The organism is Sutterella massiliensis, from assembly GCF_016899755.1.
Lineage (GTDB): Bacteria > Pseudomonadota > Gammaproteobacteria > Burkholderiales > Burkholderiaceae_F > Sutterella > Sutterella massiliensis.
Map to the genome: position 1 here is coordinate 79,644 of NZ_JACJJC010000007.1, position 25,515 is coordinate 105,158.

General features: G+C 61.0%; 23 protein-coding genes. 7 read left to right on the forward strand and 16 right to left on the reverse strand.

Annotation, left to right across the window (positions count from 1 at the left end):
- Window positions 1-295 precede the first annotated feature (295 nt).
- Entirely contained in the window at window positions 296-1,237 is a 942-nt protein-coding gene (locus tag H6A60_RS05790; protein WP_205102464.1) for an EamA family transporter, read from the forward strand.
- A 112-nt stretch (window positions 1,238-1,349) separates the two neighbouring features.
- On the opposite strand, the gene H6A60_RS05795 is transcribed toward H6A60_RS05790, so the two are convergent.
- The 9 genes from H6A60_RS05795 to H6A60_RS05835 all read right to left on the reverse strand — a co-directional run bounded on the left by H6A60_RS05795 (window position 1,350) and on the right by H6A60_RS05835 (window position 9,557).
- Window positions 1,350-1,628 (reverse strand): hypothetical protein, encoded by a 279-nt coding sequence (locus tag H6A60_RS05795; RefSeq protein ID WP_205102465.1) that lies wholly within the window; start codon window positions 1,626-1,628, stop codon window positions 1,350-1,352.
- Between the two features lie 2 nt (window positions 1,629-1,630).
- Entirely contained in the window at window positions 1,631-2,062 is a 432-nt protein-coding gene (locus H6A60_RS05800; RefSeq protein ID WP_205102466.1) for a hypothetical protein, read from the reverse strand.
- Between the two features lie 186 nt (window positions 2,063-2,248).
- Window positions 2,249-2,779 carry a hypothetical protein gene (locus H6A60_RS05805; RefSeq protein WP_205102467.1) on the reverse strand — a complete coding sequence of 177 codons (531 nt, stop codon included), beginning with the start codon at window positions 2,777-2,779 and terminating at the stop codon, window positions 2,249-2,251.
- Between the two features lie 23 nt (window positions 2,780-2,802).
- Entirely contained in the window at window positions 2,803-3,294 is a 492-nt protein-coding gene (locus H6A60_RS05810) for a hypothetical protein (protein WP_205102468.1), read from the reverse strand.
- Complete coding sequence (locus H6A60_RS05815; RefSeq protein ID WP_205102469.1) at window positions 3,281-3,808, reverse strand: hypothetical protein; 528 nt, start codon at window positions 3,806-3,808, stop codon at window positions 3,281-3,283. The genes H6A60_RS05810 and H6A60_RS05815 overlap by 14 nt, the downstream gene beginning before the upstream one ends.
- A 579-nt stretch (window positions 3,809-4,387) precedes the next feature.
- Entirely contained in the window at window positions 4,388-5,221 is an 834-nt protein-coding gene (locus tag H6A60_RS05820) for an HAD family hydrolase (protein WP_239477614.1), read from the reverse strand.
- Window positions 5,205-6,746, reverse strand: a complete 1,542-nt coding sequence (locus tag H6A60_RS05825; RefSeq protein ID WP_338054842.1) for an FAD-dependent oxidoreductase — start codon at window positions 6,744-6,746, stop codon at window positions 5,205-5,207. The genes H6A60_RS05820 and H6A60_RS05825 overlap by 17 nt, the downstream gene beginning before the upstream one ends.
- Before the next feature lie 16 nt (window positions 6,747-6,762).
- A complete protein-coding gene (locus H6A60_RS05830; protein WP_205102470.1) occupies window positions 6,763-7,416 on the reverse strand; it encodes a response regulator transcription factor in 654 nt (217 codons plus the stop codon).
- Complete coding sequence (locus H6A60_RS05835) at window positions 7,413-9,557, reverse strand: sensor histidine kinase (protein ID WP_205102471.1); 2,145 nt, start codon at window positions 9,555-9,557, stop codon at window positions 7,413-7,415. The genes H6A60_RS05830 and H6A60_RS05835 overlap by 4 nt, the downstream gene beginning before the upstream one ends.
- Before the next feature lie 448 nt (window positions 9,558-10,005).
- On the opposite strand from H6A60_RS05835, the gene H6A60_RS05840 reads away from it, so the two are divergent.
- On the forward strand, window positions 10,006-11,199 hold the full coding sequence (locus H6A60_RS05840; protein ID WP_205102472.1) for a pyridoxal phosphate-dependent aminotransferase: 1,194 nt from the start codon (window positions 10,006-10,008) through the stop codon (window positions 11,197-11,199).
- Window positions 11,200-11,357: 158 nt separating this feature from the next.
- Here H6A60_RS05840 and dcuC read toward each other — a convergent pair whose 3' ends face one another.
- Together dcuC and H6A60_RS05850 are read right to left on the reverse strand one after the other, a co-directional pair.
- Window positions 11,358-12,728, reverse strand: a complete 1,371-nt coding sequence (gene dcuC / locus H6A60_RS05845; RefSeq protein WP_205102473.1) for a C4-dicarboxylate transporter DcuC — start codon at window positions 12,726-12,728, stop codon at window positions 11,358-11,360.
- Window positions 12,729-12,789: 61 nt separating this feature from the next.
- The gene (locus H6A60_RS05850) at window positions 12,790-14,223 is read right to left on the reverse strand and encodes a lyase family protein (RefSeq protein WP_205102474.1); all 1,434 of its coding nucleotides are present in this window, start codon (window positions 14,221-14,223) and stop codon (window positions 12,790-12,792) included.
- A 182-nt stretch (window positions 14,224-14,405) separates the two neighbouring features.
- Between H6A60_RS05850 and H6A60_RS05855 the strand changes: the two genes are divergently transcribed.
- The 3 genes from H6A60_RS05855 (at window position 14,406) to H6A60_RS05865 (ending at window position 17,706) form a co-directional block, all read left to right on the forward strand.
- Window positions 14,406-15,392 carry a LysR family transcriptional regulator gene (locus H6A60_RS05855; RefSeq protein WP_205102475.1) on the forward strand — a complete coding sequence of 329 codons (987 nt, stop codon included), beginning with the start codon at window positions 14,406-14,408 and terminating at the stop codon, window positions 15,390-15,392.
- 197 nt (window positions 15,393-15,589) lie between these two features.
- Window positions 15,590-17,149 carry an FAD-dependent oxidoreductase gene (locus H6A60_RS05860; protein ID WP_205102476.1) on the forward strand — a complete coding sequence of 520 codons (1,560 nt, stop codon included), beginning with the start codon at window positions 15,590-15,592 and terminating at the stop codon, window positions 17,147-17,149.
- Between the two features lie 206 nt (window positions 17,150-17,355).
- Window positions 17,356-17,706: a cytochrome c3 family protein gene (locus H6A60_RS05865; protein WP_205102477.1), complete on the forward strand. Its 351-nt coding sequence runs from the start codon at window positions 17,356-17,358 to the stop codon at window positions 17,704-17,706.
- A gap of 81 nt (window positions 17,707-17,787) precedes the next feature.
- Here the strand turns inward: H6A60_RS05865 and H6A60_RS05870 are convergent, their stop codons facing one another.
- Window positions 17,788-18,642 carry a DNA-processing protein DprA gene (locus H6A60_RS05870; protein ID WP_205102478.1) on the reverse strand — a complete coding sequence of 285 codons (855 nt, stop codon included), beginning with the start codon at window positions 18,640-18,642 and terminating at the stop codon, window positions 17,788-17,790.
- A 372-nt stretch (window positions 18,643-19,014) separates the two neighbouring features.
- Here H6A60_RS05870 and H6A60_RS05875 point away from each other — a divergent pair, with 372 nt between their 5' ends.
- Window positions 19,015-20,445: a flavocytochrome c gene (locus tag H6A60_RS05875; protein ID WP_205102479.1), complete on the forward strand. Its 1,431-nt coding sequence runs from the start codon at window positions 19,015-19,017 to the stop codon at window positions 20,443-20,445.
- A 241-nt stretch (window positions 20,446-20,686) separates the two neighbouring features.
- On the forward strand, window positions 20,687-21,577 hold the full coding sequence (gene serB, locus H6A60_RS05880; protein WP_205102480.1) for a phosphoserine phosphatase SerB: 891 nt from the start codon (window positions 20,687-20,689) through the stop codon (window positions 21,575-21,577).
- A gap of 95 nt (window positions 21,578-21,672) precedes the next feature.
- Here serB and H6A60_RS05885 read toward each other — a convergent pair whose 3' ends face one another.
- From H6A60_RS05885 to H6A60_RS05900, 4 genes are all read right to left on the reverse strand, one after another.
- The gene (locus tag H6A60_RS05885) at window positions 21,673-22,524 is read right to left on the reverse strand and encodes a metallophosphoesterase (RefSeq protein ID WP_205102481.1); all 852 of its coding nucleotides are present in this window, start codon (window positions 22,522-22,524) and stop codon (window positions 21,673-21,675) included.
- A gap of 78 nt (window positions 22,525-22,602) precedes the next feature.
- Window positions 22,603-23,703, reverse strand: a complete 1,101-nt coding sequence (locus H6A60_RS05890; protein ID WP_205102482.1) for an ABC transporter ATP-binding protein — start codon at window positions 23,701-23,703, stop codon at window positions 22,603-22,605.
- A gap of 109 nt (window positions 23,704-23,812) precedes the next feature.
- Complete coding sequence (locus H6A60_RS05895; protein ID WP_205102483.1) at window positions 23,813-24,673, reverse strand: ABC transporter permease; 861 nt, start codon at window positions 24,671-24,673, stop codon at window positions 23,813-23,815.
- A gap of 18 nt (window positions 24,674-24,691) precedes the next feature.
- Entirely contained in the window at window positions 24,692-25,498 is an 807-nt protein-coding gene (locus tag H6A60_RS05900; RefSeq protein ID WP_205102484.1) for an ABC transporter permease, read from the reverse strand.
- Window positions 25,499-25,515: the final 17 nt, after the last annotated feature.

Below are 25,515 nucleotides of genomic sequence, written 5' to 3' on the forward strand. Positions count from 1 at the left end.
CAATTCATTTAAGGAGGGAAACGGCTCTTTTCTTTCTTGTTTGTCACCGATCCTTTTTCTCTACGCCTCTATTGTCTCATAGAAACGTGAACTTTCGAAAACAAATTTGTCAAATTGTGTCTAAGCGCAAATGTGACGCAACGATGACAAACGGCTGAAAAATCCGCGAAAAATCAAAGAAGCCGCAGGTCGACGGCTTTAGACGGGCAAACTTGGAACGGATGCGACACAATATGCCGATTTCTGCGGCGGCCCCTGCGCCGCGCAACCTCAACCTGCGCCACGCGAGTTCATCGTGAAGAAGGCTTTCCTTCAGCTTCATCTCTCCGTCATTCTGGCCGGCTGGACCGGCATTTTCGGCAAACTCATCTCCCTCTCCCCGGGGCTCATCGTCTTTTGGCGAATCGTCATTGCAGGTGCGCTCCTCTGGACATGGACGCGATTGACGGGCAAGCTCGAAGCCGTCACCAAGCGCGACCGCATCGGGATCATGGGTGTCGGTGCGCTCCTGATGATTCAGTGGACGCTTTTTTACGCGGCGATCAAGGCTTCAAACGTCTCGATCGGCGTCGTGACGTTCTCTTCGATCGGGTTCTTTACAGCGCTCCTTGAACCCCTCATGACGGGTTCGCGCGTCAAGCTCAAGGAAATCGCCTTTTCGCTTCTCACGATCATCGGCATTTCGCTCATTTTTCACTTCGACACCCGCTACCGCCTCGGCATCTTTTTCGGACTGGCGAGTGCCGCTGCGGCAGCCGTCCTTGCGGTGTTCTTCCGCATATACAAAGCCAAGTATTCGTCGGTGACGGTGATGAACTGGCAGCTTGCCGGCGGGCTCACCGCTGCGCTCGTGCTTTTGCCTTTCTACCGCTGGCTGATGCCCGCAGAGCCCTTCATTCCCACGCTCTTTGACGCGGGCTGTCTTGTCATCTTCGCGAGCTTCTGCACGATCGGCATGTACCTCCTGCAGATTCAGTCACTCGAAAAGATTTCGGCCTTTACGGTAAACCTCACCTACAACCTCGAGCCGATCTATTCGATCATCCTCGCGATGATCATCTTCGGCGAAGGCAGCCAACTCGGCGCCTCCTTCTACGCCGGGCTCGGCCTCATCGGCCTCTCCGTGGTGCTGCAGACGCTCTCGGTGATGAAAATGCAGCGCCGCTCCGCAAAGCTCAAGCGCCTCAAGGTCGAAGCATCGGAAAAGGCCGATAACGGCACCGCCGCCGGATCCTGACCGATCGACGAGCGCTCATCTCAAACCCAGAAAACAATTCGAGCCGCATCCCGAACTGCTTAAGGTCGGGGGCGGCTCGTTTCTTTGGACGGCCGTCTCGCGGCCATGTTTCTCACGAGTGCTGATTCCACTCCCGCAGGAGACGCTTGGCGGTGCCGCAAAAGTAGCCCAACTGGTAGAAGCGGTCCGCCATGGCGTGAATGATGCCTTCGACGTCGACAGGCGGGAGCTTGTCCTCGATATAGCGGCGAATTTCGTCGCGCAGGACGTCCTCAGGCGGACGATTACGCATCTCGGAGACCGCGTGAAGCGCGCGCAGCGCATCGGGCGAGAGGCCGCGCATGAGGCGGTCCATTGCCGCGTCGTCGAGATTCTTCGGCAGCTGCGCCATCTTCAGTGTGCCTCGTGAACGCCCGCTGCGGCCTCGCCGTGGGACTCATGCGCCTGCATGGCTGCACCGAGAGCGCCCAAAACGATTTGCGCTTCAATCACGCGCGCGACGGCATTGGCAAGCCCCTTTTCATCATGAGCGATCGTAAAAATGCGGCCTTCTTCGTCGAGCTGCGTGCCGGCATCGATCCAAGCGGCCTCAATGGACTTGAAAATACGCGAATGCAGTACGTCCGTTGCGGCCCGCACCGCCTTCACAACGGCAGCGCCGTCGTGCACGAAAAAGAGTCCGCCCGGCATTCTGCGCACAAGAACGGAAATCGGCGTTTCAACGCCCGGAATGACAAAGGGCGTCATCACGCGGTCGTCACCCTGCTCGAGCACGCCCGAGCCCGGGCGAATTTGCAGGAACGATTGAAGATCCCCAAAAAGCATGGATGCTTCCGAAAAAGAAAAGTGTGGATTCGGCGCTTCCCGTCGGCGATCTTCGCCCCGTGCTTTCGGGAAGCGGATTCTTTGATCATAGCGCGGCATGACGCCGAAAAGAGAGCGCGGGCCTGCACTCGTTTTCACCGAGCTTTCAACCCGCGCACATCAGTGAGAGCGATCTGCTGAAAACATTCAGCCGAGGTGATCGCCGGCAGGCGCGCCGACAAAAAGGTGCGCCCAGCGCTCTGCGAGTTCGGCCATCGGATCGCTCTCGGCAACGGCCCCGGCGTCGGCAAGTGCGGATCCCGCGAGGCGGCCTGCCATCGCTCGAACGTCGCGAATGAAGAGCCTCGCCGCGCGCTCGAGCACTTCTTCGTCGTCAACAGGCATCGAGCCGCTCATGGGTGAAGCGAGCACATGCAGAATGTGGCGAGCGAGCCCCTCGGGGTGCCACTCGTCGCTCGCTTCAAAGTGCTTGTTGCGGCCGCCAAACGTCTGCGCAACCCAATGAACAAGCTTGTCGTCGGCCGCGTCAATGTCTTCTGCCGAAAGCAGGCCGCGCGCGCAGTCAACATCGCGCGCGACGAGGTTGCGCATCGCGGCATGAAAGATCTGCGTAACGACCTCGATTTCAAGGAGGTTCGGACGGCGTGCCGCCCGTGAGCTGAAGTCGCCGCATCCGCCGTCGCAGCCTCGGCGGGGACGACAGTCGCTGCATCGCATGATCGGGTACCTCCGCGGACGAATCAGTTGAAGCGACCAGGGGTGTCGCCCATGAAGCGCACCGCCCAAAGGGCGGCAAAGCCTTCAATGCGCTCACGCACGGTTTCGGGCGAAAGCTTGTCGCCTTCGGCGACAAAGGCGCGCATCATCGTGTAGATCTCGGAGAGGAACATGCGCGAAGCGTGAACAAGCGCCGCACGCGGGTTTTCCGGATCCACGCCTTCCGGCATGCTGCGAAAGAGCGCAGGGATGTTCTTTCGCATTTCTTCGGCGAGCTTCGGCCCGACGAGCGGCAGATCGGGCTTGATGCGATCGTGCTCGTTCATGAGGACGCGCGCGAGATTACGAACGTTCGCGTCGTCGCGCTCGGCCGCTTCAGCAGGCTTCATTTTGCCCGCGCGCACGGCGAGCACGTTGGCGAACACCTCATTGGCGATGCCGCAGAGAAAAGCCTCGAAAGCCGGTTCATCAAGAACGACGCACTCGGGCTTGGCCGCTTCGTTATTCGTTGTCATCAAAAGGTCCCTTCTTTGTTTTGCCGAGGAGCCAATCGGCCCAGAAGTCGAATTCGGCGAGCGTATCAGGGTCGCCAAGGAAAGCGTTCACCGCATCTTCCCCGGCCTCGCCGGCAAAAACGCCGCGCGAATGGGCCGCCTCGTAAAGCGTCTCGAAGAAGAGATGAATGGCGAGCACGACCACCTCTTCGTCGGCGGCAAAAATCGCCTTGTCTTCTTCGGGCATCGCTTCGATCGCGGCGGCAAGTCCCGGGCGCAGACGTGCGCCGACCGCACCGATATCCCAGCCCTCGGGCAAATCGACGATTTCACTCTCGCCGCGAAGCACCCCCGCCACGCCAAAGATGATCTGTCCGATCTCCTCGGCTGGCGCCTCGTCGCTTGCGGCGAACGCATGAAGAAAGTCGCCCGCGGCGTACGCAAGAAGCGAAGAGAGAACGCCGTCGTCGGCAAGACTCGGGCGCACAGCAATCGAAGTGCGCGCGCCGCCGCTGATGTCGTCAGTAGTTGTCATTGTGCGTAATCGGCCCGCCCCGAGCGCTTCGGAACGTAACCGCTTGTGAATGTGCGGATCAATGCTTCATTATGCACAAAGCGGCGTATGCCGATCGGCCGCGGCTCACTTGTGAGTTCGGGCTTGAGCAAAAAAGGCCCACGGAGGGCTCACGGGATATAGGCGGAGGAAGGAGCCCGCCGCGGGAAAGAAGCGGTCGACCTAACGCGAGCAACCGAAGGCGCACCGTGCCAGGAGGTATCGACGGCACGCAAAGCTCCGGCTTCGCCTCAAACGGGCGGAAAGCCGTGCGCGGCGAACGCCGGTTCGGGACCGTCCGCGCGCCAAGCGCAGGCCTTGGAGACCGCTTGTCTTCATCGTAAGCATTTCGCGTCGCGTTCGCGAAAGCGACTGACGGTTTGTTGCGCAAACATCGATTCGGGCGAATCTTGTTTTTCGTTTCCTTGTAGGGAAGCAAAGATGCGGCATTTAAGGATTGAGTTGCTTACTCTTTGAAATTTAAAATGAAAACTTGTGCAACTATCGAAAAGCCGTGTCATCAGGTACGCCTCGCGGACACGCGCGGCGTTCGCTCGTCTTTTATCGGGCTGCGGCTTCCGCTTCAATCGCAGCCAAGATAGCCGCATGGTCCTCAAAGCGCGCAACGGCAAGCGCGTCGAGCTTCTCACGCTCGCCCTCGGCGTGACGCTCGGAAATCACGATCGAATCGATGCCCGCCGCACGAGCTGCGATCATGCCGGGCGCCGCATCTTCGACAACAAGGCACTCTTCGGGGGCAAGACCAAGCTTCTCAAGAATCATCAGGTGAGCTTCCGGATCGGGCTTCGTTGCCTTGACGTCGTCGCGCGTCACGATCATGTCGAAAAACGCGTCGAGGGGCGCCTTGGCACGCAAGTTTTCGTTCTCGCGCGAATAGGTGTCGACGTTGCGGCGACGCGTGGTCGTTGCAAGTGCGAGCTTGAGTCCCGCGCGCTTCAATGCTTCGAGCACCTTATCGGCATCGGGCCGATAGTCGACGCGCGTTCTCAAGAACGTCTGCGCGATGTCGTAGCGGCGCGCGTGAATTTCTTCGGGTGTGCCCGGCATGCCGAACTTGGCCTTCAGATCCGCACAGAACTTCAGATAAGCGTCAGACCCTTCGCCGTAGCGGCGCATTGCTTCGGCACGCATTTCGTAAGCGGCCTCTTCAGTGACCTTGACGTGTTCGCTCGAGCGCTCTTCAATGAGCGCCTGGTCGACTTGGCTCCAGATGCCGAGCGAATCGATGAGCGTTCCGTCGAGGTCGAAGATGATGCATTTGCGGTCGAGAAACATGGTGGTCCAGATGCTGCAAGCGTTGTTCGGAAATCTGTCGAAGAGGGCATGATAGCCGACCGATTCGCCGTCCGCCGCACGCTCAGTTTCGGGCGGCAAACTTCGCCGCATTCGTGCCGGCAATACGCCCGAAAACGAAGGCGTCCGTCAAGCCGTTGCCGCCCAAACGAAACCGCCCGTGCACACCGCCCGTCACTTCGCCCGCAGCAAAGAGCCCCGGCAAAACGGTCCCGTCGTCGCGCTTTATCTGCGCGAGCGGCGTAATCGCAACGCCTCCGCACGTGTAGTGCACATCAAAGCGCTCGCGTCCGAAATAAAAAGGCGGCTTTTCAATTGTCTGCGTGAAGCGCTTGCGCCCGAAATCGGGATCAATCCCCGTTCTCGCCGCTTCGTTGTAGCGGGCCATCTCGGCCTTGAGGCGCTCGCGCGGAATCGACATCGCGTCGGCGAGCGCGTCTAGACTCTCGGCACTTCGTACGGTTCCCTGCTGGACCTTCGTAGCAAAGGTCGCGCCCTTGCGGCTGGCGGCATCGGTCACCACCCAGAAATCGGGGAACCCCGTTTCAAGGAGACCGTCGAGCACCTTTTCCCACGAACGGGTCTCGTCGGTAAAGCGACGGCCGATCACGGAGAGGAAAATCTCCGCGCCCGGATAGTCGAGCACGCGCCCGCCCCAAAAAGGAATCGCCATCACGGCATCCATGTCGCGCAGGGCGGCGCCTTCGGCAACGGCCATCCGAATGCCGTCGCCCGTCGCCGGGTCTTCGTCCGGAAAACCAACGCTGTAGGTCGTACCGAAGCGGCTTCCGAGCTTCGGCGCCCAGTCCTGACGAAGCGCCATGCTCGACGAGAAGCCCCCTGTTGCGAGCACCACGGCTTTTGCACGCCAGAGTGTCGTGAGTCCCTCGGCATTCTGCGTCCAAACACCTCGGGCACGCCCGTCGCGCATTTCGAAGCGCTCGGCACGCTCCCGAAAGGCGACCGCTACGCCCAGCGCCTTGGCTCGCCGCATGAGCGCGCGCACGTAGACGTAGCCGCTGCGGCTGAAAGTCGTTCTGTGCGAGCGCGGATAGAGGGCGTTGTACGCTTCAAAGAGCACCGGATCGAAAGCTACGCCCATGTCGGCGAGCCACCTGAGCATGGACTCGCTCCCCTCGACGAGCGTTCTCACGAGTTCGGGGTCCGCCGCGCGCCCGCCGCCTTCGAAGGTGTCGCGAAAATACGCTTCAAGCGAGTCGCTTCGACCCATGCGGGCCTGTCCTTCGGGATCGTAGGCATTCACCGAGCCCGACGAAACCATCGCGTGCCCGCCCGCAACGGCCGCTTTTTCGAGGACGAGCACGCGCGCTGCACCCGCTTCTCGCGCGGCGACGGCCGCAGCGAGCCCCGCACCGCCCGCGCCGAGCACGATGACATCAAAGACCGTTTCACGCAGGTGCGCATATCGTCCCCCCGAGACTGCGGCGGGGGCTGGAGCCGAAGCAGATGCGCCGTCCGGCACAGCCGACACTGTCTGCGCTTGAGAAAATCCGGCCATGGGCACGGCCCCGGTGCACCAGAGGGCGCCCGCCGCCCCGGCAGCGCCGAGCAGCCGTCTTCTCGCGGTACTTTTCTTTGTCGTCACGCTCACACCCTGCTTATTAAGCCTTCACGCCTGCTCTGCCTTGCACGGCCGCTGCATCGGCATGCGCGAGCGCTCGGGCAATCGCAACCGCACTGCGCGCGCCGAGCTTACGCGTGACGTTGCCGCGGTGCATCTTGACGGTCGCAAGCGAAATCGCAAGCCGATCAGCAATCTGCTTGTTTAAAAGCCCCTCAGCGACAAGTCGAGCCACTTCGAGTTCCCGTTCAGTAAGGCTTTCGACGAAGTTCTGCCCTTTTTCGGTTTCATCGGCCGCCTGCGCCTCCTCAACGCTTTTGGCGACGGCCCTTTTCACCGCTTCGACGAGCACCTCGGGATCGGCGGGTTTGACGAGAAAGTCCATTGCACCGCGATGCACCGCCTGCATCGCCATCGGGATGTCGCCGTGCGCCGAGAGAAAGATAATGGGCGTGGTCGACCCTTTTTCGACGAGCGCCTCCTGCAACTCAAGCCCCGTCATCCCGGGCATGCGCTGATCGAGAATGATGCAGCCCGGCCGCAAGCCGTCGTCGAGCGCGAGGAAGCTCGCCGCCGATTCGTACGTGAGGACGTCAAAACCCGCCATCCTCACGAGAAAAGCGGCGCTCTTTAAAAGCTCCGGATCGTCGTCGACGATGCGAACGAGCGGAATGCAGTCGATCTTCGCTGTCATGACTCTTCCTTCGGCGCATGTGCTGCCTCGCGCGCATGCGTCTCTCCAACTTCGATGTCTTTGATGGTTTTGATGCCGTTGGCCTCAGACTGCGCCTCAAAACGCTCGAGCCCGTCAATCGTCACCTCGGCGCAGATCCCTTCGGTCGGCTGCTGCAGGAACCGCAGCGTGCCGCCGTGTCGGTCGACGATGCCGCGGCAAATCGAGAGTCCGATGCCGAGCCCGTCGCGCTTGACGGACTCGCCGTAGCCCGTGAGCCGCGCAAAAGCTTCTTCGGAGAGCTTCGGGCCGTTGTCGGTTACGCGCAGCACCAATCGGCCGTCCTCGCGCGTGAGAGAAATGTTGACGAAGCCCGAGCGCTGCGAATAGGCCGCATGCCCGGCATTGCGGATGAGGTTGAGCGCCAAAAGCTCGAGTTCGACCGTGTCGCCCATGACCATCGCGGGGCGGTCGTCCTCTTCGGCAACGGCGAAAAATTCCCCGGCCGCAAAGAGAATCGGGACGCGCTTCGTGTCGTGGTGCTCGACGATCGCCGCTGCGCGCCGAAGCGCTTTCGTCCAGTCGACGGGCTTCAAGGGCGAGAACTGCGACTTAGCGTACCCGCGCACGCGCTCGACGATAAGTGCGGCGCGGCGCGCCTCGTCGCCCGCAGCGGCGAGCGCTTCTTCGGCCATTGCGCGGTCTTCGGGCGTTGTCTGCCGCATTTTATTCCAGAGCTTCAGGCCGCCGATGTAATTCGTGATCGACGCCAGGGGCTGCTTCAACTCATGCGCAAACATCGAACTCATCTGCGACAAAAGCCCGACGCGTTCGATCGCCGAAAGCCGTTCGCGCGTGACTTTGGCTTCCGCTTCCATGCGGTCGCGCGCCGCGAGCGCTTCGCGTAGCGCCTGCGTTTTGATGCGCACGAGGTGATTGGCGCGCAGCCAGTGCAGAAGCAGCACGAGGAACACGGCTGCCGCAGCAAGGAGCACGTTGCGGTAGCGCTTCACCGTTCCCCAAAACGTCTGCTCGTCCAGGTACTCGTAAGGACCGTAATGGAGTGCACGCATCAGATTCTGCACGCCGCTCAGATCCACACGCAGCCCCCAGCGGTAGCCTGCGCTTGGCGGCACGCCGAAAACAACCGCCGCAAAGCGACGCAGCTCGTCGTTGCCGACGCTCGGCATGTAGCCGATCGTCCAGTCCGGAAACTTCACCGTACTCGTGCGGCAGCTCCCTGGCGCCGACGGATACTCGCCCACCGTTTTCAGGGCGGTCGAATCGATAAGGCCGTCTTCAACGAGCGTCTCGAAAACGCAGCTCGAAAGAAGGCCCGCATCGGCATGGCCGTGCATGACGGCGTTGACGACCTCGGGCATATCGTGCGGACGCCAAAAGACGCTGCTGAAAAAGTTATTCGGATCGAACCCTTCGTCAAGCAACCGTCCCTGCAGACGCTGCCAAGGGCCGAAAGAGACGACGCTCTCGAGCGCAACGCGCTTGCCGGAAAGGCTCGCAATATCGGTGATGTCGGCGCGGTCGGCGCGCGCAATCAGGAGTCCTCCGGCGACGGGCTCGGTCTTCACACCTGCCGGCGCATCGCGCTCGTTTTCGCGCACAGCGAGCGGCACCGCGCCCTCCGCCATCATGAGGCTCACCATGGTGCCCGCCGTCGCAATCACGAAGGGAATGCGCTCCCGTGTGACTTCGCGCACGAAGTCGCGCGACGGAATGGACGTGAGATGGACGCGCCTCTCCGGAAACGCACGCTCGAGCGCCTCAAGGAGCGGCCCCACGCTCTGGCGGTAAGCAATGTCGGTACCCACTTCTTCGAAGGCAACGCGAAAGTCGCCCGGCCTCGGCGGCTCAGTCGATTGACTGCGCGAGCGAAAGCGCTCGTAGTAAAAATCCTCGGTTTCGTTGAAGCGCAGCGACCGAACGTCGGAAATATCGAAGGTCGCCGCAGAGACCGCGTCGGCTGTCTCGCCCGGTGGCGGCGCATCATTGACTGCTGCGACAGGGCCTGGTGAGAGGAGCGCGAGTGAAGCACAAAGAAGCACGCAAAGCGGCGCACACATGCGCGCGAACGACGCCCGGCCGTCCCGCACGACGGCCGCCACCGCGTCCGTGCGTCGGTCGTTTTCTTCTGCGCATCGCATCCGTGTCGTCCTTCTCGAGTTGCATTTCTGGGCCCGAACTTCGAAACAGCCGCTTCGACGAAAGGCCTGTAATCAAAAGGGTCATCTTCTACGATTCGAGCGCTTTTTGGCAAGTTTTCGTTCCGTCGAACGACGGCAGGCATCGTCAAGGCGTCCATATATGGGGGCCGAAAATCCGATGCATCGCGAGCAACAGAAAGCGGGTATTAGTCGACAATATATCTAACAAAATTTCGCAGAAAATCAACCGATTAGAAACATCTTCGTGCGGCATGACTTCGCCAAAACCGCCTCAGGCATTTGTCGTATTTCGCGCACGTGCACGATTGGGCGACTCGGCATAACTTTCCTCCCACGACTCTTCGAAACGCATTGCGCCGACCTCTGCCCGAGGCGAAGAGCTTTTCAGTCACACCAGAAGCAGAACCTAGAAAAGGAAAAACACATCATGCAGCGCCGCTCTCTCTTCCTTCGCACCTTTGCGGGCGCCATCGCCGGTTCGCTCGCGAGCGCCGCTACGGTCGCCGCAGCAGCCGAAGCAGGTCAATCCGCGCTTCCCGCGAGCGCACTCAAAGAGTTCGTTCCGAGCGCCGAGAAGCCGCTGCTTCTCAACTTCAACGAAAATTCGCTCGGCATGGCCGCAAGCGCCAAAGAAGCCGTCGCCAAGTCGATGGGCGAAGCCTTCCGCTATCCCGATGCGGTTCGCAGCGGCGTCATTGCCGACATTGCCAAGCATTTTGGCCTTGCCAGCGAAAACGTCTCGCTCGGCAACGGTTCGTCCGAGGTCATCCAGGCCGTGATCGAAGCCCAGGTGCACAAAGCTCAGAAGGTTGGCGAGAAGGTGCAGCTCCTTGAACCCGTGCCGACCTTCGGCGTTGCGGCCGCCTATGCCGAAGCGCTCGGGATTCCCGTGAAGGACGTCGTTCTCAAAAAGGACACGCTTTCGATCGACGTTGCCGCACTCAAGGCTGCTGCAGCCGCCTTTGACGGCGTCTCGATTGTGTACTTCTGCAACCCCAACAATCCGACCGGCATCATCACGCCCGCGACGGAAATCAACGCCTGGATCGAAGAGGCCGCCCGAACGAACGCCCCGGTCTTCTTTCTCATGGACGAAGCCTATGCGGAATTTGTTTCCGACCCCGCCTTCGTCTCGGCCGTCGAACTCGTAAAGAAGGGGCTCAAGAACCTCGTCGTCTCGCGCACGTTCTCGAAGCTCTATGCGCTCGCGGGTCTGCGCCTCGGCTACGGGCTCGCCGAAAAGTCAGTCGCCGCCGACGTGAACAACTTCGAATCTATCGACAACACGAACGTCGCCGCAGCCGTTGCCGCGAGCGCAACGCTTCGCGACGAAAACTATCTCAAGCTCTCGCTCGAAGCTGTCAACCTCTCGCGCAAGGTCGTCGTTGAGGCTTTTGAAGAACTCGGCATCGCGTATCTGCCTTCGCAGGCGAATTTCATCTTCCACAAGGTCAAGGGCGCCGAAGGCGAATACACGAAGGCGATGGCGGCCGAGCACGTCATGGTCGGTCGTCCGTTCCCGCCCTTTGTCGAGTGGAACCGCCTCACGCTCGGCACACCCGGCGAGATGAAAGCCTTCGTCAAAGTGCTCAAGAAGCTCCACAAGCAGGGCCTCGCGTAACCGCGATTACAGTCGACTGCACGGAAGCAAAAGCTGAAAAAAACGCCCGACTGCCAGCCATTTTGGACCCGCGTCGGGCGTTTTCGTTTTCTTCGCTCGATCGGCGCTTTGACTTCGAATCGAAGCGCCAATCCCTGCTGCTGTCGACCGGCAGCCGATCAGCCGAAGAAAATCTGATTCGCGATAAGCGTAGCCGCCATACCGACAATCATCGGTATCCACGTGCGGCGCACGATTGCCATGGGCGAAACGCCCGCCGCACCCGCAACGGCGATGATGACGCCTGCGACCGGGCTCATGGCGCGCAGCATGCCGGAAGCAAACTGCATCGGCGTCACGAGCGCTTCGACGGAGCCGCCGAGACCTGCGGCGACATCGGGCGCGAGAGCGGCAAACGACGAGTAGGCGCCCACGCCCGAGCCGGTGAGGAAGGTCACGAGCGAAACGATCCCGGTGAGAAGCACCGTCATCGCGCCCATGCCGGCGCCCACGCCCTGAGCGGAGTTAATGATGAGGTCGATGAGGCCCGAGGTCTTCAGGCCGGTCGCAAAGAACTCCGCACAGATGATGAGGGCGACGATGCCCGCAAACATCTTCCCCATCGCCTGAAACATCGCCATGGCGTCCTTGAAGATCTTCTTGAGATCGCGGCAGCGGATGATTTCTACGATCACGACGAGCGCCCACACCATGAAGAGCGCGGCAACCGTGTCGAGCTTGATCGAGGAGACGACAAGTTTCGAGAAGATAATGAGAAGAACAATCGGCAGGACCGGGAAAATGGCATACCACTTCGGCACGGCAGGCGCATCCGAGGCCTTCACTTCGGCGGCTTCTGTGTAGACGTCGTCGCCCTTGCGGTCGTAGTAGCGCTGCACGAAGTAGTGTGCGGCGCCGGCGGCGATGAGCGTCGGGAGTGCAAGCGGCAGCTGATATTCGACGAGGTAGATGATGGGATCGAGGTTAGCAACCTTGGCAGCGAGGTTGGCAGTACCCGCCGTCGGCGCGAAGGTCATGCCAGCGGACGTGCCGATCACGGCGGCAGCCGCTGCGCCTGAGACGCCCACACCCTTCAGAATCGGGAAGAGCGCGACGAGAAGCAGCATGGCGAGGCCCGCGGCCGACGGGATTACCGCAACAAGCACCTGCCCGATCACGTAGCCGCCGACAAGCACGATGTACGGGGCCTTCAGCATCGAAAGCGGCTTCACAGCCAGGTCAACCAGTGCTCGCGCCGCACCGATGCGGTCCATATAAGCGGCAAAGCCCCCGGCCGTCATGATGATGAAGCCGATACCGCTCGCCTGCTTCGTGGCAATGTTCTTGAGCGTCGCAAAGATGTCGAAGAGCCAGAAGCCCGAAGGCTTTACGCCCTTCGGCAGGAAATTCGCGTCGCCCATGAGCGCGACGCAAAGAAGAATCACGAGACCGGCAAAGAAGAGCACCATGTGCGTCGAATAGCGCTTGATGAGCGCCCAGCCGGCCACGACCGTGACAATGACGGCGATGAGAGGCAAAAGAGAGGACATTTGTGTTTCCTCGGTTGAGTCGTTTGGGTTGAATCTGTTTTCGGGGGCAAATCGGCAAATATCAGTTTGCGGCTGCAAAGAGGCCGAAGTCCTTTTCAAGGGCGGCGAGCGAGCCGGCGATCTTTTCGTCGAGCGCAGCCGTCTGCGCCTTGAAAACCGCGAGTTGAGCGCGGTCTTCTTCGAGCATCGCTGCGACTTCAGCGGGCGCCGCACTTCCCGAGGTGCGGCGAGCTTCAACGATCTTGCGAGGATCAAGCGCGTCGCGGAACTGCGCTTCGCTCATCGGGAGTTCGGCCGACGCTTCGGGGAACTCTTCTTCGATCTCTTCGCGATAAATGCGGCGCATCTCTTCGTACGGGAAGTCGAGCGGCAGAACGTTGTTCGCACGCGCCCAGGAAACCATGCGACTCGCCACGTGGTGGCCGATGCGGAAGGGAAGCCCGTGCTCGCGCATCAGGCGGTCGGCGATTTCCTGCGATGCCGTCCAGTCGCTGTTGAGTTCCTCGAGCGCGCGCTCGGGATTGATGCGAAGGCCGTTCAGGACCTTGAGAAAGCGCTCGAACATCGAGATCGCGGTCGCCGCCGCGCGGCTGTTCTTCGCCGTACTCTTCGCGTCGACCATGCCCGGCACGACGTTGTGCGCGCGCAGGAACGCAGCCGTCATTTCGGCGACGACCTCGGAGGCGTCGGCGCGACAGTTGTTCATGAGGCCCGGATTACGCTTCTGCGGCATCGCCGACGAAACGTAAGTGTTCTCGCCGCCTTCCTGCAGCTGAATCCAGGGACGCGGCTGTGCGTACTGCACCATGATGTCGTCGACAAACGCCCCCACCTGCAGCGCAGCCGAAGCGACGATCGAAGCAAGTTCGATCGGCAGATCGGCGGGCGCGAGGCACGTGCAGTCAAAGGCATTGCGCCGGGGTCGGTCGAACCCGAGCACCGCGGCCATGCCGTCGCGGTCAAGCGGCCAGCCCGTGCCGTTAAGCACCGTTGCGCCCATCGGGCACTCGTTCAAGCGAACAAGAAACTGCGAGAGGCGCTCGCGCGTGCGAAGGAGCGACGCCAGAAAACCGAGCACGTAGTGCGCGTAGCTGTTGGGCTGCGCGGCCACGCCGTTCGTGTAGTTGGGAACGATCGTGCTGCGGTGTTCTTCAGCCAGCGCGAGGAGCCGATCGAGCACGGCGTCAAACGCACGGCAGAGCTCAACGGCGTCGTCGCGCACGACGGCAATGCGCGCTGTCGAGAGGATGTCCTGACTCGAGCGGCCGGCGTGGATGAGGGTCACTTCCGGCGACGTCGCGGCGATGAGCATCGGCTCATACGCGATGTACTTCTTAACGCGCTTCGTGCCGTCGACGGCCGCATCGGCTTCAACGGCTGCAATGCCGCGCGCGGCAAGGCGCGCGATGCGCTCCTCGAGGAGTCCCGAACGGCTGTTGACGACAACCGTTGCCTTGTTGATGGTCGAAATCCAGAAAAATTCGTCTCGCTTCACGATCGTTTCCTTCAGGGTTGATGGTCGAGGGGCTTCGCGCCGGATGCCTCCTTTTTTTGCGTAAACCGTAGTCTCGTTCGCTTCACGAATCGCAAACAACGGCATAATGCGCAAAATCGTTTTGCCGATTCGGCAAAATAAAAAACACAGACCGTACTTTTCAACGCCAAAGAAAAACACGCATGTCCAAAGCCGACGATCTCACCGCATGGCGCTACTTTCTCGCGTTCGCCAAAACGGGCTCCCTCACGGCTGCCGCCAAAATGCTCGACCTCGAGGTCTCCGCCGTCTCCCGCGGCATTGCGGGACTCGAGAGAGCGCTCGGTTGTGAGCTCATCCGGCACAACACGCGCCCGCTCGCCCTCACGGACGCGGGAGATGTCGCCGTGAAGCGCATGGAGACGATCCTGCGCGCGCACGATTCACTCGTCGAAACGCTCATGAACACGAATCGGCGACTCGAAGGCAATATCCGCCTTTCCTCGGCACCGGGCTTTGCCGCACGGCGCCTCACGCCCATCCTGCAGAAATTCAGAAGCGAACACCCCGACATCACGGTCGAGATCCTCGGCGGCCTCAGGGAGGCCGACGTCCAGAAGGGACTTTGCGACATCGCTACGCTTACGGGCGAGCCGACACTCCCTGGACTCGTCTACATGAGCCGAGGGCGCAACGTGTATCTCCCCGTTGCGAGCCCCGCGTACATCCTCAGGCACGGCCTTCCCGTTCGGCCCGAAGAGCTCAAAAACCACACGGGCTACGTCTACACGGGTCCCGTGCGGCCAGAGACGCGCGAAATCGTGCGAGGCGAGGAACACGCACAAGTTCACTACGGCACGGCGATCCGTTCGACCGACGTCCTCGCGGTGCGGCAGGCGGTGCTCGACGGTACGGGCGTGGCCGTCGACCTACCGCTCGTGCAGATCGTTGAAGACCTTGCCGCCGGGCGAATGGTGCCGATTCTGCCCGGTTGGTTCCGTCCGCCTATCGAGTGCTACAACGTCACCTCGCGAGCTGCCTGGCACAAGAAGCGCATCCGCATCTTTTTCGAGTGGTACAGCCGCGAACTGCAGCAGCTCTTTAAAAGCTACGAAGCGGCTGCCTCCCGCATCGTGGGGCTGCCGCCCGAAGAGGCGCCCATGGACCGGCAGTGCATTCTGAGAACCTGACAGCCGCTTCAGCGCATCCTTGCGGTTCGCCAGTAACGGGCCCCACCCCCGACACATACCTGAACCTATACCAAGGTCTAGGACCGCTTCGCCGCGGAACCTTCACAATTTGTCCTGTCCGCAGAAGTTGACCGCGCTCTCCAATCATTCAGGCGTCTTCTGCGGTGTATCAGCCAACCACTTGTAAGAGGTTTCAAATGTCCGAAGTTAGTCTCGCCCGCCGCAATTTCCTCAAGACCGGCGCTGCCGCTGCCGCCGCTCTGATGGCGAGCGCCGCCGCCAATGCCGGCATTCCCGCCGCGACCGTCAAGAAGTACGATGAAGAATTCGATGTCGTCGTGGTCGGTTCCGGCTTCGCCGGCATGGCCTGCGCCCTCAAGGCTTCGCGCGCCGGCCTGAAGGTTCTCATGATCGAAAAGATGTCCGTCGTCGGCGGCAACTCCGCCATCTGCGGCGGCAACGTTGCCTGCCCGGTCAACCCGGTCCAGAAGGCCCAGAACATTCAGGACAGCAAGGAACTCTTCATCAAGGACTGCCTGAAGGACGGCCTCGGCATCAACTACACGAATCTGCTCGGCGTCATCGCCGACCGCTGCAACGACACAATCAAGTTCGTTGAAGAGTGCGGCGCCGAATTCGTCCCCAACAAGATGCTCTTCGAGGCCGGCCACTCCGTGCCGCGCTCCTATGAAATCAAGGCCGGTTCCGGCTCGGGCTACATCAACCCGATGTTCGCCACGATGAAGAAGGAAGGCAAGGTCACGGTCCGCACGCGCTGCAAGTTCGACGACTTCATCATGGACGGCGACGACGTCGTGGGTATCGTCTGCCGCGAAGGCTATCGCTTCAACGCCAAGCTCCAGTCCGACGACCTCGAAAACAAGACGGGCAAGACGAAGTACATCCGCGCCAAGATGGGCGTGATGCTCGCTGCGGGCGGCTTCTCGCGCGACATCTGGTTCCGTCAGGTTCAGGACCCGCGCGTTGTCCCGAGCACCGACTCGACGAACCAGCCGGGTGCGACCGCCGGCGTCCTCATCAAGGCCCTCGGCATCGGCGCCACGCCCGTACAGCTCTGCTGGCTGCAGTTCCTCCCCTACTGCAACCCGCGTGAAAAGGGCTTCGGCGTTTCCGTGAACTTCACGAACCACGCCTGCATGGACTTCGGCATCGTCGTCGACCGCAAGACCGGCAAGCGCTTCATGGACGAACACGCCGGCCGCAAGATCAAGGCCGACGCCCTCTTCGCCGTGATCGGCAACGATGAAAACTACCCGATCGCCGTCGCCGACGACGCCATCGTGAAGGCCATCAACCCGTCCTTCGTGAAGCTGCCTCTCGAAATGGGCACCGTCAAGAAGTTCAACACCCTCGAAGAACTCGCCGACTTCTACAAGATCCCGAAGGAAGCGTTCCTCGAACAGGTGAAGAAGTTCAACGGCTACGTCAAGGCCGGCGAAGACCCCGAATTCCACCGCAACCTCAAGTTCTCGAACGGTCTCGACGTTTCGAAGGCCCCGTTCTACGGCATTGAAGTGTCGCCGAAGATCCACCACACGATGGGCGGCGTCATGATCAACGAAAAGGCGCAGGTCATCTCGACGAAGACCCACCAGCCGATCAAGGGCCTCTATGCCGGCGGCGAAATCACGGGCGGCGTGCACGGCGCTTCGCGTCTCGGCACGGTTGCCGTGATCGACGCCCTCACGTTCGGCATGGTTGCCGGCGAAGAATTCGCCAAGATGGCGAAGGCCTAATCGGCTGCGATTCCGGGCCGAAGGTCCGAGAGCCCGAGGCGTCGATCCTCGCGAGACAATCGGCGCCCCGATGAAGGCCTTCGGGCCGGCAATCGGCCGTCAAGCGCTTCGCTTTCACCCGAAGGAGCCGTCCGGATCCGTTCGGACGGCTCTTTTCACACCCCAGATTTCCCCGTTGCGGCATTGGTCCGCAGGAGACTCACGCTATGTTTAAGACCTCGATGATTGCCGCCGCGCTTGCCGCGTTCGCTATGGCCGCTTCGATGCCCGTTCATGCCGGCGAACAGCTCGCCGATCTGCACGTCAAGGGCGGCATGAAGTGCGAAACCTGCCACGGCAACGACATGAAGAATCCCCAGGAGCCGACGACGGCAACCTGCACGGGCTGCCACAACACCGATCAGCTCGTTGAGAAGACGAAGGGCGTCAAGCCCACGAACCCGCATACGTCGCCGCACTACGGCAAGGAACTCGACTGCACGAACTGCCACCTGATGCATCAAGAATCGGAAAACTTCTGCAATCAGTGTCACGAATTCAAGTTCCAGGTGCCGTAATCAAGGCGCCTCGATTTCTCTCCTATCTCCTTTTTCGTTTCGAGCGAAGCGAGCTACCGGCCGCTTCGCTTTTTTTTGCGTTCAGAGCCACCAGACGCGTCTCCAGGGCGAGAGCGCCGCTTCAACGTCCTCAGCGGACGCGACCACGTGAATGAGCGCCTCGCCTTCGTCGTTCTTTGGATTTTCGGCTATCCATTCGCGCGCCCAGTCGTCCCCGGCGGCTTCGTGCCAGATGAGGACGGGGTGACCGATCGCGAGCGACGCACGCGCTTCGATGAGCGTGCTCGAACCTTTGCGCGCCGCCATCACGACGCTGCCGAGTCCGAGCGCAGCAACGATGCGATTGCGCCGCTTCAAGGCAGCCGCCCGCTCGTCGTCTTTGACACCGAGCGCCGCAAGTTGGGCGACTTCCGAAAGGAGGAGTCCCTCCTTCGCTATTCGTGCTCCAAGCTCGACGTTCATCGGCGGCCAAATGCTTTTTAAAGGTGTGCCGAGTACAGCAACGGTTCTCCCGGCGCGATCGCCCGAACGTGCGTCGAGCGCCCCTTCATGAGCCGCTCGATCAATCCCGGCAGCGAGCCCCGAAACAATGAGCGCGCCCCGCTCGGCCAAGTTCCGTGCAAGCGCCTTCGTGGCTGCGCAGCGTTCAGGCGTCGCGTCACGCGAGCCCACGATAGAAACCGACAGCTCTCGCTCGAGAAGCGTCAGATCCCCCGTCCAAGCAATCACTTCCGGCGGATCGACGAGCGTGCGCAACGCGTACGGATAGTCATCGTCACCAAGCGCCAAAGCACCGCCTGGTGCCGGAATCGCGCCAAGCAGCAGCTCGCCGCTGATTTCTTCAGCTCTTTTGCCCGCAGCCGCCTCAATCCGCTTCAAAGCCTCAAGCGCCATTGCCGAAATCGTCTTTTCGGCATCCATTACCACTTTCTGCATTTTTTGTTCACCGCACACGTCATTTTCGTTTGTCTGTTCGAAAACCGTCCTTCTTCCTGCCCATTCTCCGGGTTCGAGCAGCCGGGCGCAAACGGCAGTCATTCAGCAGCTGCAGGAATCTCTGTATCGAAAAAAGGCTATACCTATTAAGTATTAAGAATTATCTTTACGGAACTCGAAAATTTTTGTTTTTTACCTTTTGAGTGGTAGCTTTTCACGAGATTTTTTGGCCAAACGCGAAAAAAATATTTTGTCTTTACAACTACACCCGTTAAGATACCGAGCGTCGAATCTCCTCAACGAGAATCTCGACGGTTTTCCGTTCTCGATCGGGAAACTCAATTGCTTTCCATGAAAAAGGTGAAGATTCATATGAAGAAGATTTTGGTTGCGGCCGCCGTTGCCGCCTGCATGAGCAGCGTCTACGCCGCTGAAGACATCACCGTTGACGTCGCCGTCATCGGTGCTGGCGGCGCCGGCCTTTCGGCTGCCGTCCAGGCCACGGACCTCGGCGCCAAGGTTGTCGTCCTCGAAAAGATGGCCATGGTCGGCGGCAACACGATCCGTGCGGCGGGCGGCCTCAACGCTGCCGGCACGACGCTTCAGGCTGCAAAGGGCGGCAAAGCTGCTCAGGACTCCGTCGAAGTCATGTACTACGACACGATGAAGGGCGGCCACTGGCTCAACGACCCGGCGCTCGTTCGCACGCTCGCTGAAAAGTCCGCTTCCTCCGTTGAATGGCTCCTCGCCTTGGGCGGCGACCTTCGCGACGTCGGCCTCATGGCCGGCGCCACGTTCCCGCGCACCCATCGTCCGACCGGCGGCGCGCTCGTCGGCCCGGAAGTGATCCGCACGCTTTACACGGCTGCCAAGACCCGCAACATCGACATCCGCACGAACACGAAGGCTGAAGAACTCATCACCGACAAGTCCGGCCGCGTCACGGGCGTCAAAGTGAAGGGTAAGGACGGCACGTACACGGTGACGGCCAAGGCTGTCGTTAACGCCGCCGGCGGCTTCGGCGCCAACAACGAACTCGTCTCGAAGTACGTTCCGAAGCTCAAGGGCTTTGCCACGACGAACCACCCGGGCGCCACGGGCGAAGCCATTGAAATGGCCCAGGATATCGGCGCTCAGGTCACGCAGATGGAACAGATCCAGACGCACCCGACCGTTGTGCCCAAGGTTGGCGAAATGATCACCGAAGCTGTTCGCGGCAACGGTGCCATCCTGATCAACAAGGACGGCAAGCGCTTCTTCAACGAACTTGATACGCGCGACGCTGTCTCGGCCGCCATCCTCAAGCAGAAGGACGGCATCGCCTACCTTTTCTTCGACAGCGACATGCAGAAGTCGCTCAAGGCCACGAACGGCTACATCAAGCAGCCCTACTGCCTCACGGGCGCCACGCTCGACGAAATCGCCCAGAAGATGGGTGTTGACGCCGCCACGCTCAAGAGCACGATGGACGCCTGGAAGGCCGGCAAGGCCGCTGGCAAGGACCAGTTCGAACGCGCCGATATGCCGCGCAACCTCGACAAGGGTCCGTTCTACGCCATCGCCGTTACGCCTGCCGTCCACCACACGATGGGCGGTCTGAAGATCGACTCGAAGACCCAGGTCTACAACGTCAAGGGCCAGGTCATCCCGGGCCTCTTCGCTGCCGGTGAAATCACGGGCGGCGTGCACGGCGGCAACCGTCTCGGCGGCAACGCTCAGGCTGACATCGTGACCTTCGGCCGCATCGCCGGCCAGCAGGCCTTCATTTTCGCCAAGCAGGTTGACGCCGCTGCCAAGAAGTAATTCTTGAGCGAGCTCGATGCGTCCTTACGGACGCAAACCGCTTGAACCGAACCGCTCCGCAGCTTTTCGCCGCGGGGCGGTTTTCGTTTGTCTGTCCACTTGAGGCGTTATTCAGAGGAGCGCGTCAGTCCGCCCGTTTGGCGGCGAATGCAACAATTTCGACATATTCGATCGCTACAATGAACCGATTGCCGCGCCTGAAATCGGGCGCCGTCCGCCACACCTACCGGAGACAGACAAATTGAAGGACATCGTTCTGCAGGGCATCGACCTTGAGGTCGACGCGTTCATGGAAGCTATTGAGGCGCTTGCCCCGGAAAAAGTACTTTTCCGCCGTTCCGACCCCTCGATGCGCATTTGCGGCGTCGCTGACGACACCGACCTGCTGCCCCTCAAAGCACTCGCCCGCACCCACCAGATCGACTGCGTGACCGTACCGGCCGACTACTCGATCAAGTCGTTCAAAGTCTGGGCGACCGACATGGACAGCACCCTTACGCAGAACGAATGCATTGACGACATGGCCTTTGCCGCCGGCTGCGGCGAAGAAGTTTCGCGCGTGACACACGAAGCGATGCATGGCGGCTGGGGCTTTACGGAAAGTCTTCAAAAACGCGTCTCTCTCTTGAAGGGTGCCGACGCCTCGATCGTACTTTCGCACGCCATTCGCCGCGAGCGTCTCTCCGACGGCGCTGAAACGCTTATCAAGCTCTGCCGTCGCCACGGCATCGCCACCTATATCGTTTCGGGCGGCTTCGTGCAGATTGCGCGCGACACCGCGAAGGAGCTCGGCATGACAGGTGCCGTCTGCAACGAGCTCCTGATCGACGCTGACGGCAAGCTCACGGGTGAAGTTCGCGGTCCCGCCGGCGGCAAGATTCTCGACGCCGACGGCAAGCGCCGCGCCGTCGAAGTGCTCGCGCAGCTCGCGGGCGGCGACCTCTCGCAAGTGATCTGCTCTGGCGACGGCGCCAACGACGTCGAAATGGTTTCTGCGGCGGGCCTCGGCGTTGCTTACCACCCGAAACCCGTTCTCGCGGAAAAGGCGAAGGTCGTCATTCGCTACAGCGGGCTCGATCTCATCGCGCATCTTTTCAAAGAATGCTGGGTCGACGCTGAGCGCATCCGCTAAGAAGCGCAGGCTGCACACGAAAAAAAGCCGCCTTCGGTTCGCAAAAAAGACGAATCAAAGGCGGCTTTCTTACGCTCTGCGCGTTTAAGGAACGTCTACTCGGTCGGGTTGACGACGTCCTTGAAGCGGAAAGGACCGGCAAAAGAAGTTTGCACGGGAATGAGACCGAAGAAAGTGGTCCAGCCCGCAGCCACGCCCTCGGGTTCGGCCTTCCAGTGATGGAGCGCAAAGCCCGGCGTTTCAAGACGGAATTCGTCGCCGCCCTTAGGCGTCAAATCGATCGCGATGGGACACGCAACGGAAGGCGCCGTCGCAATGAGCGTAGCCCCCGCCGACTGCACAATCGCGCGGTGCATGTGTCCGGTTGCGAGTCGGACGCTCGGGTGCTTGGCAAGAATCGACAAAAAGCGCTTCCGGTTGCCGAAATCCTCATCCATGACGCCCATGCCGCAATGGAGCGGCGTGTGATGCGTGAAGACAATGGCAGGCTTGGCCTGCGCGGCCGCCTCGTCAAGAAGGACTTCCAAGCGATCGAGCACGGCGTCGGGCACTTCGCCCCAATGTTTGCCGGGCTGCAGCGTATCGAGGAGCACGATGCGGGCGCCCTCTATGTCGAGCAGCTGATCCTGTCGGCCGGGAACCGCCTCAAGGCGCCCTTCGATAAAGTCCCCAAGCACGGCCTCTATCCCGACGCGTCGGTCGTGGTTGCCCGGAATCATGCGAACGGGCACCGAAAGCCCCGTAAAAACGTCCTTCACGATGCGATAGGCATCTTCGTTGCCGTCGCAGCCGATGTCGCCCGTGACGACGACGGCATCGACCTTTTCGGCCGCCTGCACGAGCCAGGGACGAATCGACTCAAGAAGCCCCGCAGAATCGCAACGCCCGAAAGCGAGCCTGCCGCGCGGTTCGACATGAAGATCGGAGAGCTGAAGAATGGTCGGCATAAGCTGAATCCGTCGAAAAAGAGCGCGCCGTTTTTTGGGCGCGCTCGTTACTCACTCAGTTTTTTCGAGGATAGCGCATCAGACGCGAAATGCCATCAGGCGATTGGGTTCGACCGAAAGACGCATGCGCGCACCGGGCCCAACCCCTTCGGGAAGCGTCTGCAGGTTGACCTTCACGAGTTCGCTGCCCGTGCCGTCGCCCGGAATCACGGAGACGCGAACAAAGTTCCCCATGAAGTGAACGTCCTTCACCACGACGGGCGCGCCCGCCGCGCTTTCGGGCACAAGCGACGCATCGTCGGCACGGAAGAAAACGAAGGTCTCTTCACCGGGCGAAACGCCCTGAAGGCGCTTTTGCGACTCGGCCGACAGTGCTTCGAGCGGCGTCTTCACACCGTACCACTCAAGCTCGGCGCCGTTGCAGACGGCACGCGTGCGGTTGCTGCCGCCGACAAAGCCCGCAACAAAGGGCGTTGCCGGATGATCCCAGACTTCTCGGGGCGAAGCGGCCTGATGGATGCGTCCGCCCTCCATGACGACGATGTGGTCGCCGAGTACCATGGCTTCGTCCTGGTCGTGCGTGACGATCACGGCCGTGATCCCAAGCTCCTTCAGAATGACAGCGAGCTCTTCGCGCACCTTGTGGCGAATCTGCGCATCAAGCGCCGAAAGCGGTTCATCAAGAAGCAGAATCTTCGGACGAATCGCGAGAGCGCGCGCAAGCGCGACACGCTGGCGCTGGCCGCCCGAGAGCGCAAGGACGTTGCGCTTCTTGTACTTTTCGAGATTGACGAGCGCGAGCATGCGGTTCACCGCGCGGTCGATCGCCTCGGCAGACTCCCCGCGCACCTTGAGGCCGTAAGCGACGTTTTCTTCAACCGTCATGTGCGGGAATAGCGCGTACTGCTGGAACATAAAGCCGATGCGGCGCTTTTCGACAGGCATGTCGGTGACGTCTGCGCCCCCGATCAAAACGCGGCTGCCTTCGTCAGGCGTCTCGAGCCCCGCAATGATGCGAAGCAGCGTCGTTTTACCGCAGCCCGACGGCCCCAAGAGCACTGTGCGGCAGCCCGCTTCGAGCTTAAGCGAGAAGGGCTGAAGAACGAGCGTCTTGCCGTAATGCTTCGAGACGTTTTCGAGTTCGATCGAAACCGATTGATTGAGATTTTCTTCAGTCATTTGTTCTGTTTTCCTCTTGCAGTCCGGCGCGGACGTGCCGATTAACAGGGCACTCGCGTTTCGCGCAGCCGGACGGCGTGGTCGTATGCGTTCGGGATCCTCTCGGGACTTATTGAAGTGCCTCGTCTTCAGCAGCAAGTGCGGCTTTGCGGCGGCGCTCGGCGCGCTTTTTCGCGAGCCATTCGGGCAGACTCTGCATGAGCGAGAGCAGCGGCACGAGAATCACGAAGAAGAGGAACGTGTAGGCGCTGCCGATTTCAAGGCGCAGCGACGCGTAGCTGTCGGCCATGCCGACCGGAAGCGTCTTCGTGTCGGGCGTCTGCAACATCCAGGAAATATTGAATTCGCCGAGCGAAACGGTCATCACCATGAGGCCGCCCGCGAGAATCCCAGGCATCGAAACGGGGACGACCACTTTCATGAATGTGGTCCAGGGCGAAGCGCCGAGCGTAGCGGACGCTTCCTCATAGGCGTCAAGAGGCTCGACGCGCATCACGGCCATGACGCTTCGCACCATAAAGGGCAGACAGAACATCACGTGGCCGCAAAGAATGAAAAGCGAACTCTGTCGGAAGCCGCCGAAACCGCCCCAGACGAGCAGAATACCGAGCCCGATTGCAAGGCCCGGAATCGAGAGCGGGAGCAGAAGAGCCTCCTCAACGAGCCCGGCCCAGCGCTTGCGCTGTTCGCGCACGAGCACCCACGCGGCGGGCACACCGATGATGATGCAGATAACAAGCGCCCCGACAGCAAGCCCCAGGCTTCGCAGAATCGTGTCGCCATAGTTGGTGAGAACGCGCTCGATCCACTGCGTCGTGAACCCGGCTTTGAAGCCGCGGAAGGCGTTCTTCATGAAAGCCGTGACCGCCATCTGAATGACGGGCACAAAGAGAAAGAGAAGCGTGAGTCCGGTGACCACCGCCTGGGCGATCTGCATGGCGCTCCAGCGATTGCTTGATTTTTTCGACATGACGGTCTACTCCTCGCTTCAGATCGGATCCGTGCCCAGACGACTCGCACGGCGCGCCGCCAGAAGCATGACCCAGGTGATGACGCCGAGCACCACGGAAAGCATGGCAGCCGAAGCAATGTTGGCCGAAAGCGTGAATTCCGTGTAGATCGTGATCGGCAGCACGTTGATATCGGTCGCAAGCGTAAAGGCCGTACCGAAGGCGCCCATCGACGTTGCAAAGCAGATTGCACCCGTCGACACGAGTGCGGGCAAAAGCGCTGGGAGCGTCACGTCGCGCATGATCCGCCAGGAGGGGGCACCGAGCGTTCGGGCGGCTTCCTCATACACCGGATCGATTTTCTTGGCCGCAGCCATCACAGTCGTGACAACACGCGGAATCGAAAAGTAGACGTAGCCCGCAAAGAGACCCGCCATGCCGTAGGCGAAGACAAACTTTCCGGCACCCATCGCCGAAGAAAGAATGGCGGCCATGCCGTTGCGGCCGCCCAGCATGATGATCATGAAGCCCACGACGACGCCCGGGAACGAAAGCGGCAGCGTAATGAGGGAAACAACGGCGCTGCGGCCGGGGAACTTCGTACGCTCGAGGAAAAGCCCCGTAAAGGCGCCGAGCGCGACGCTCGCCGCGGTAACGAAAACCGAGAGAAGAACGGTTGAGACGACGCTCGAGGCATAGCGCGGATTCGTCACGATCTGTGCGTAAAGCGCCAAGCCTTCTTCCGAAGAAACCGAGGCGGGCAAGAGCCGCACCACGGGCAGCACGAAAAAGGCAACCAGAACAACGAGCGCGGGAACGATGAAGATGAAATGGCTTCTCTTCATTTTGTTGTGCGTTCAGA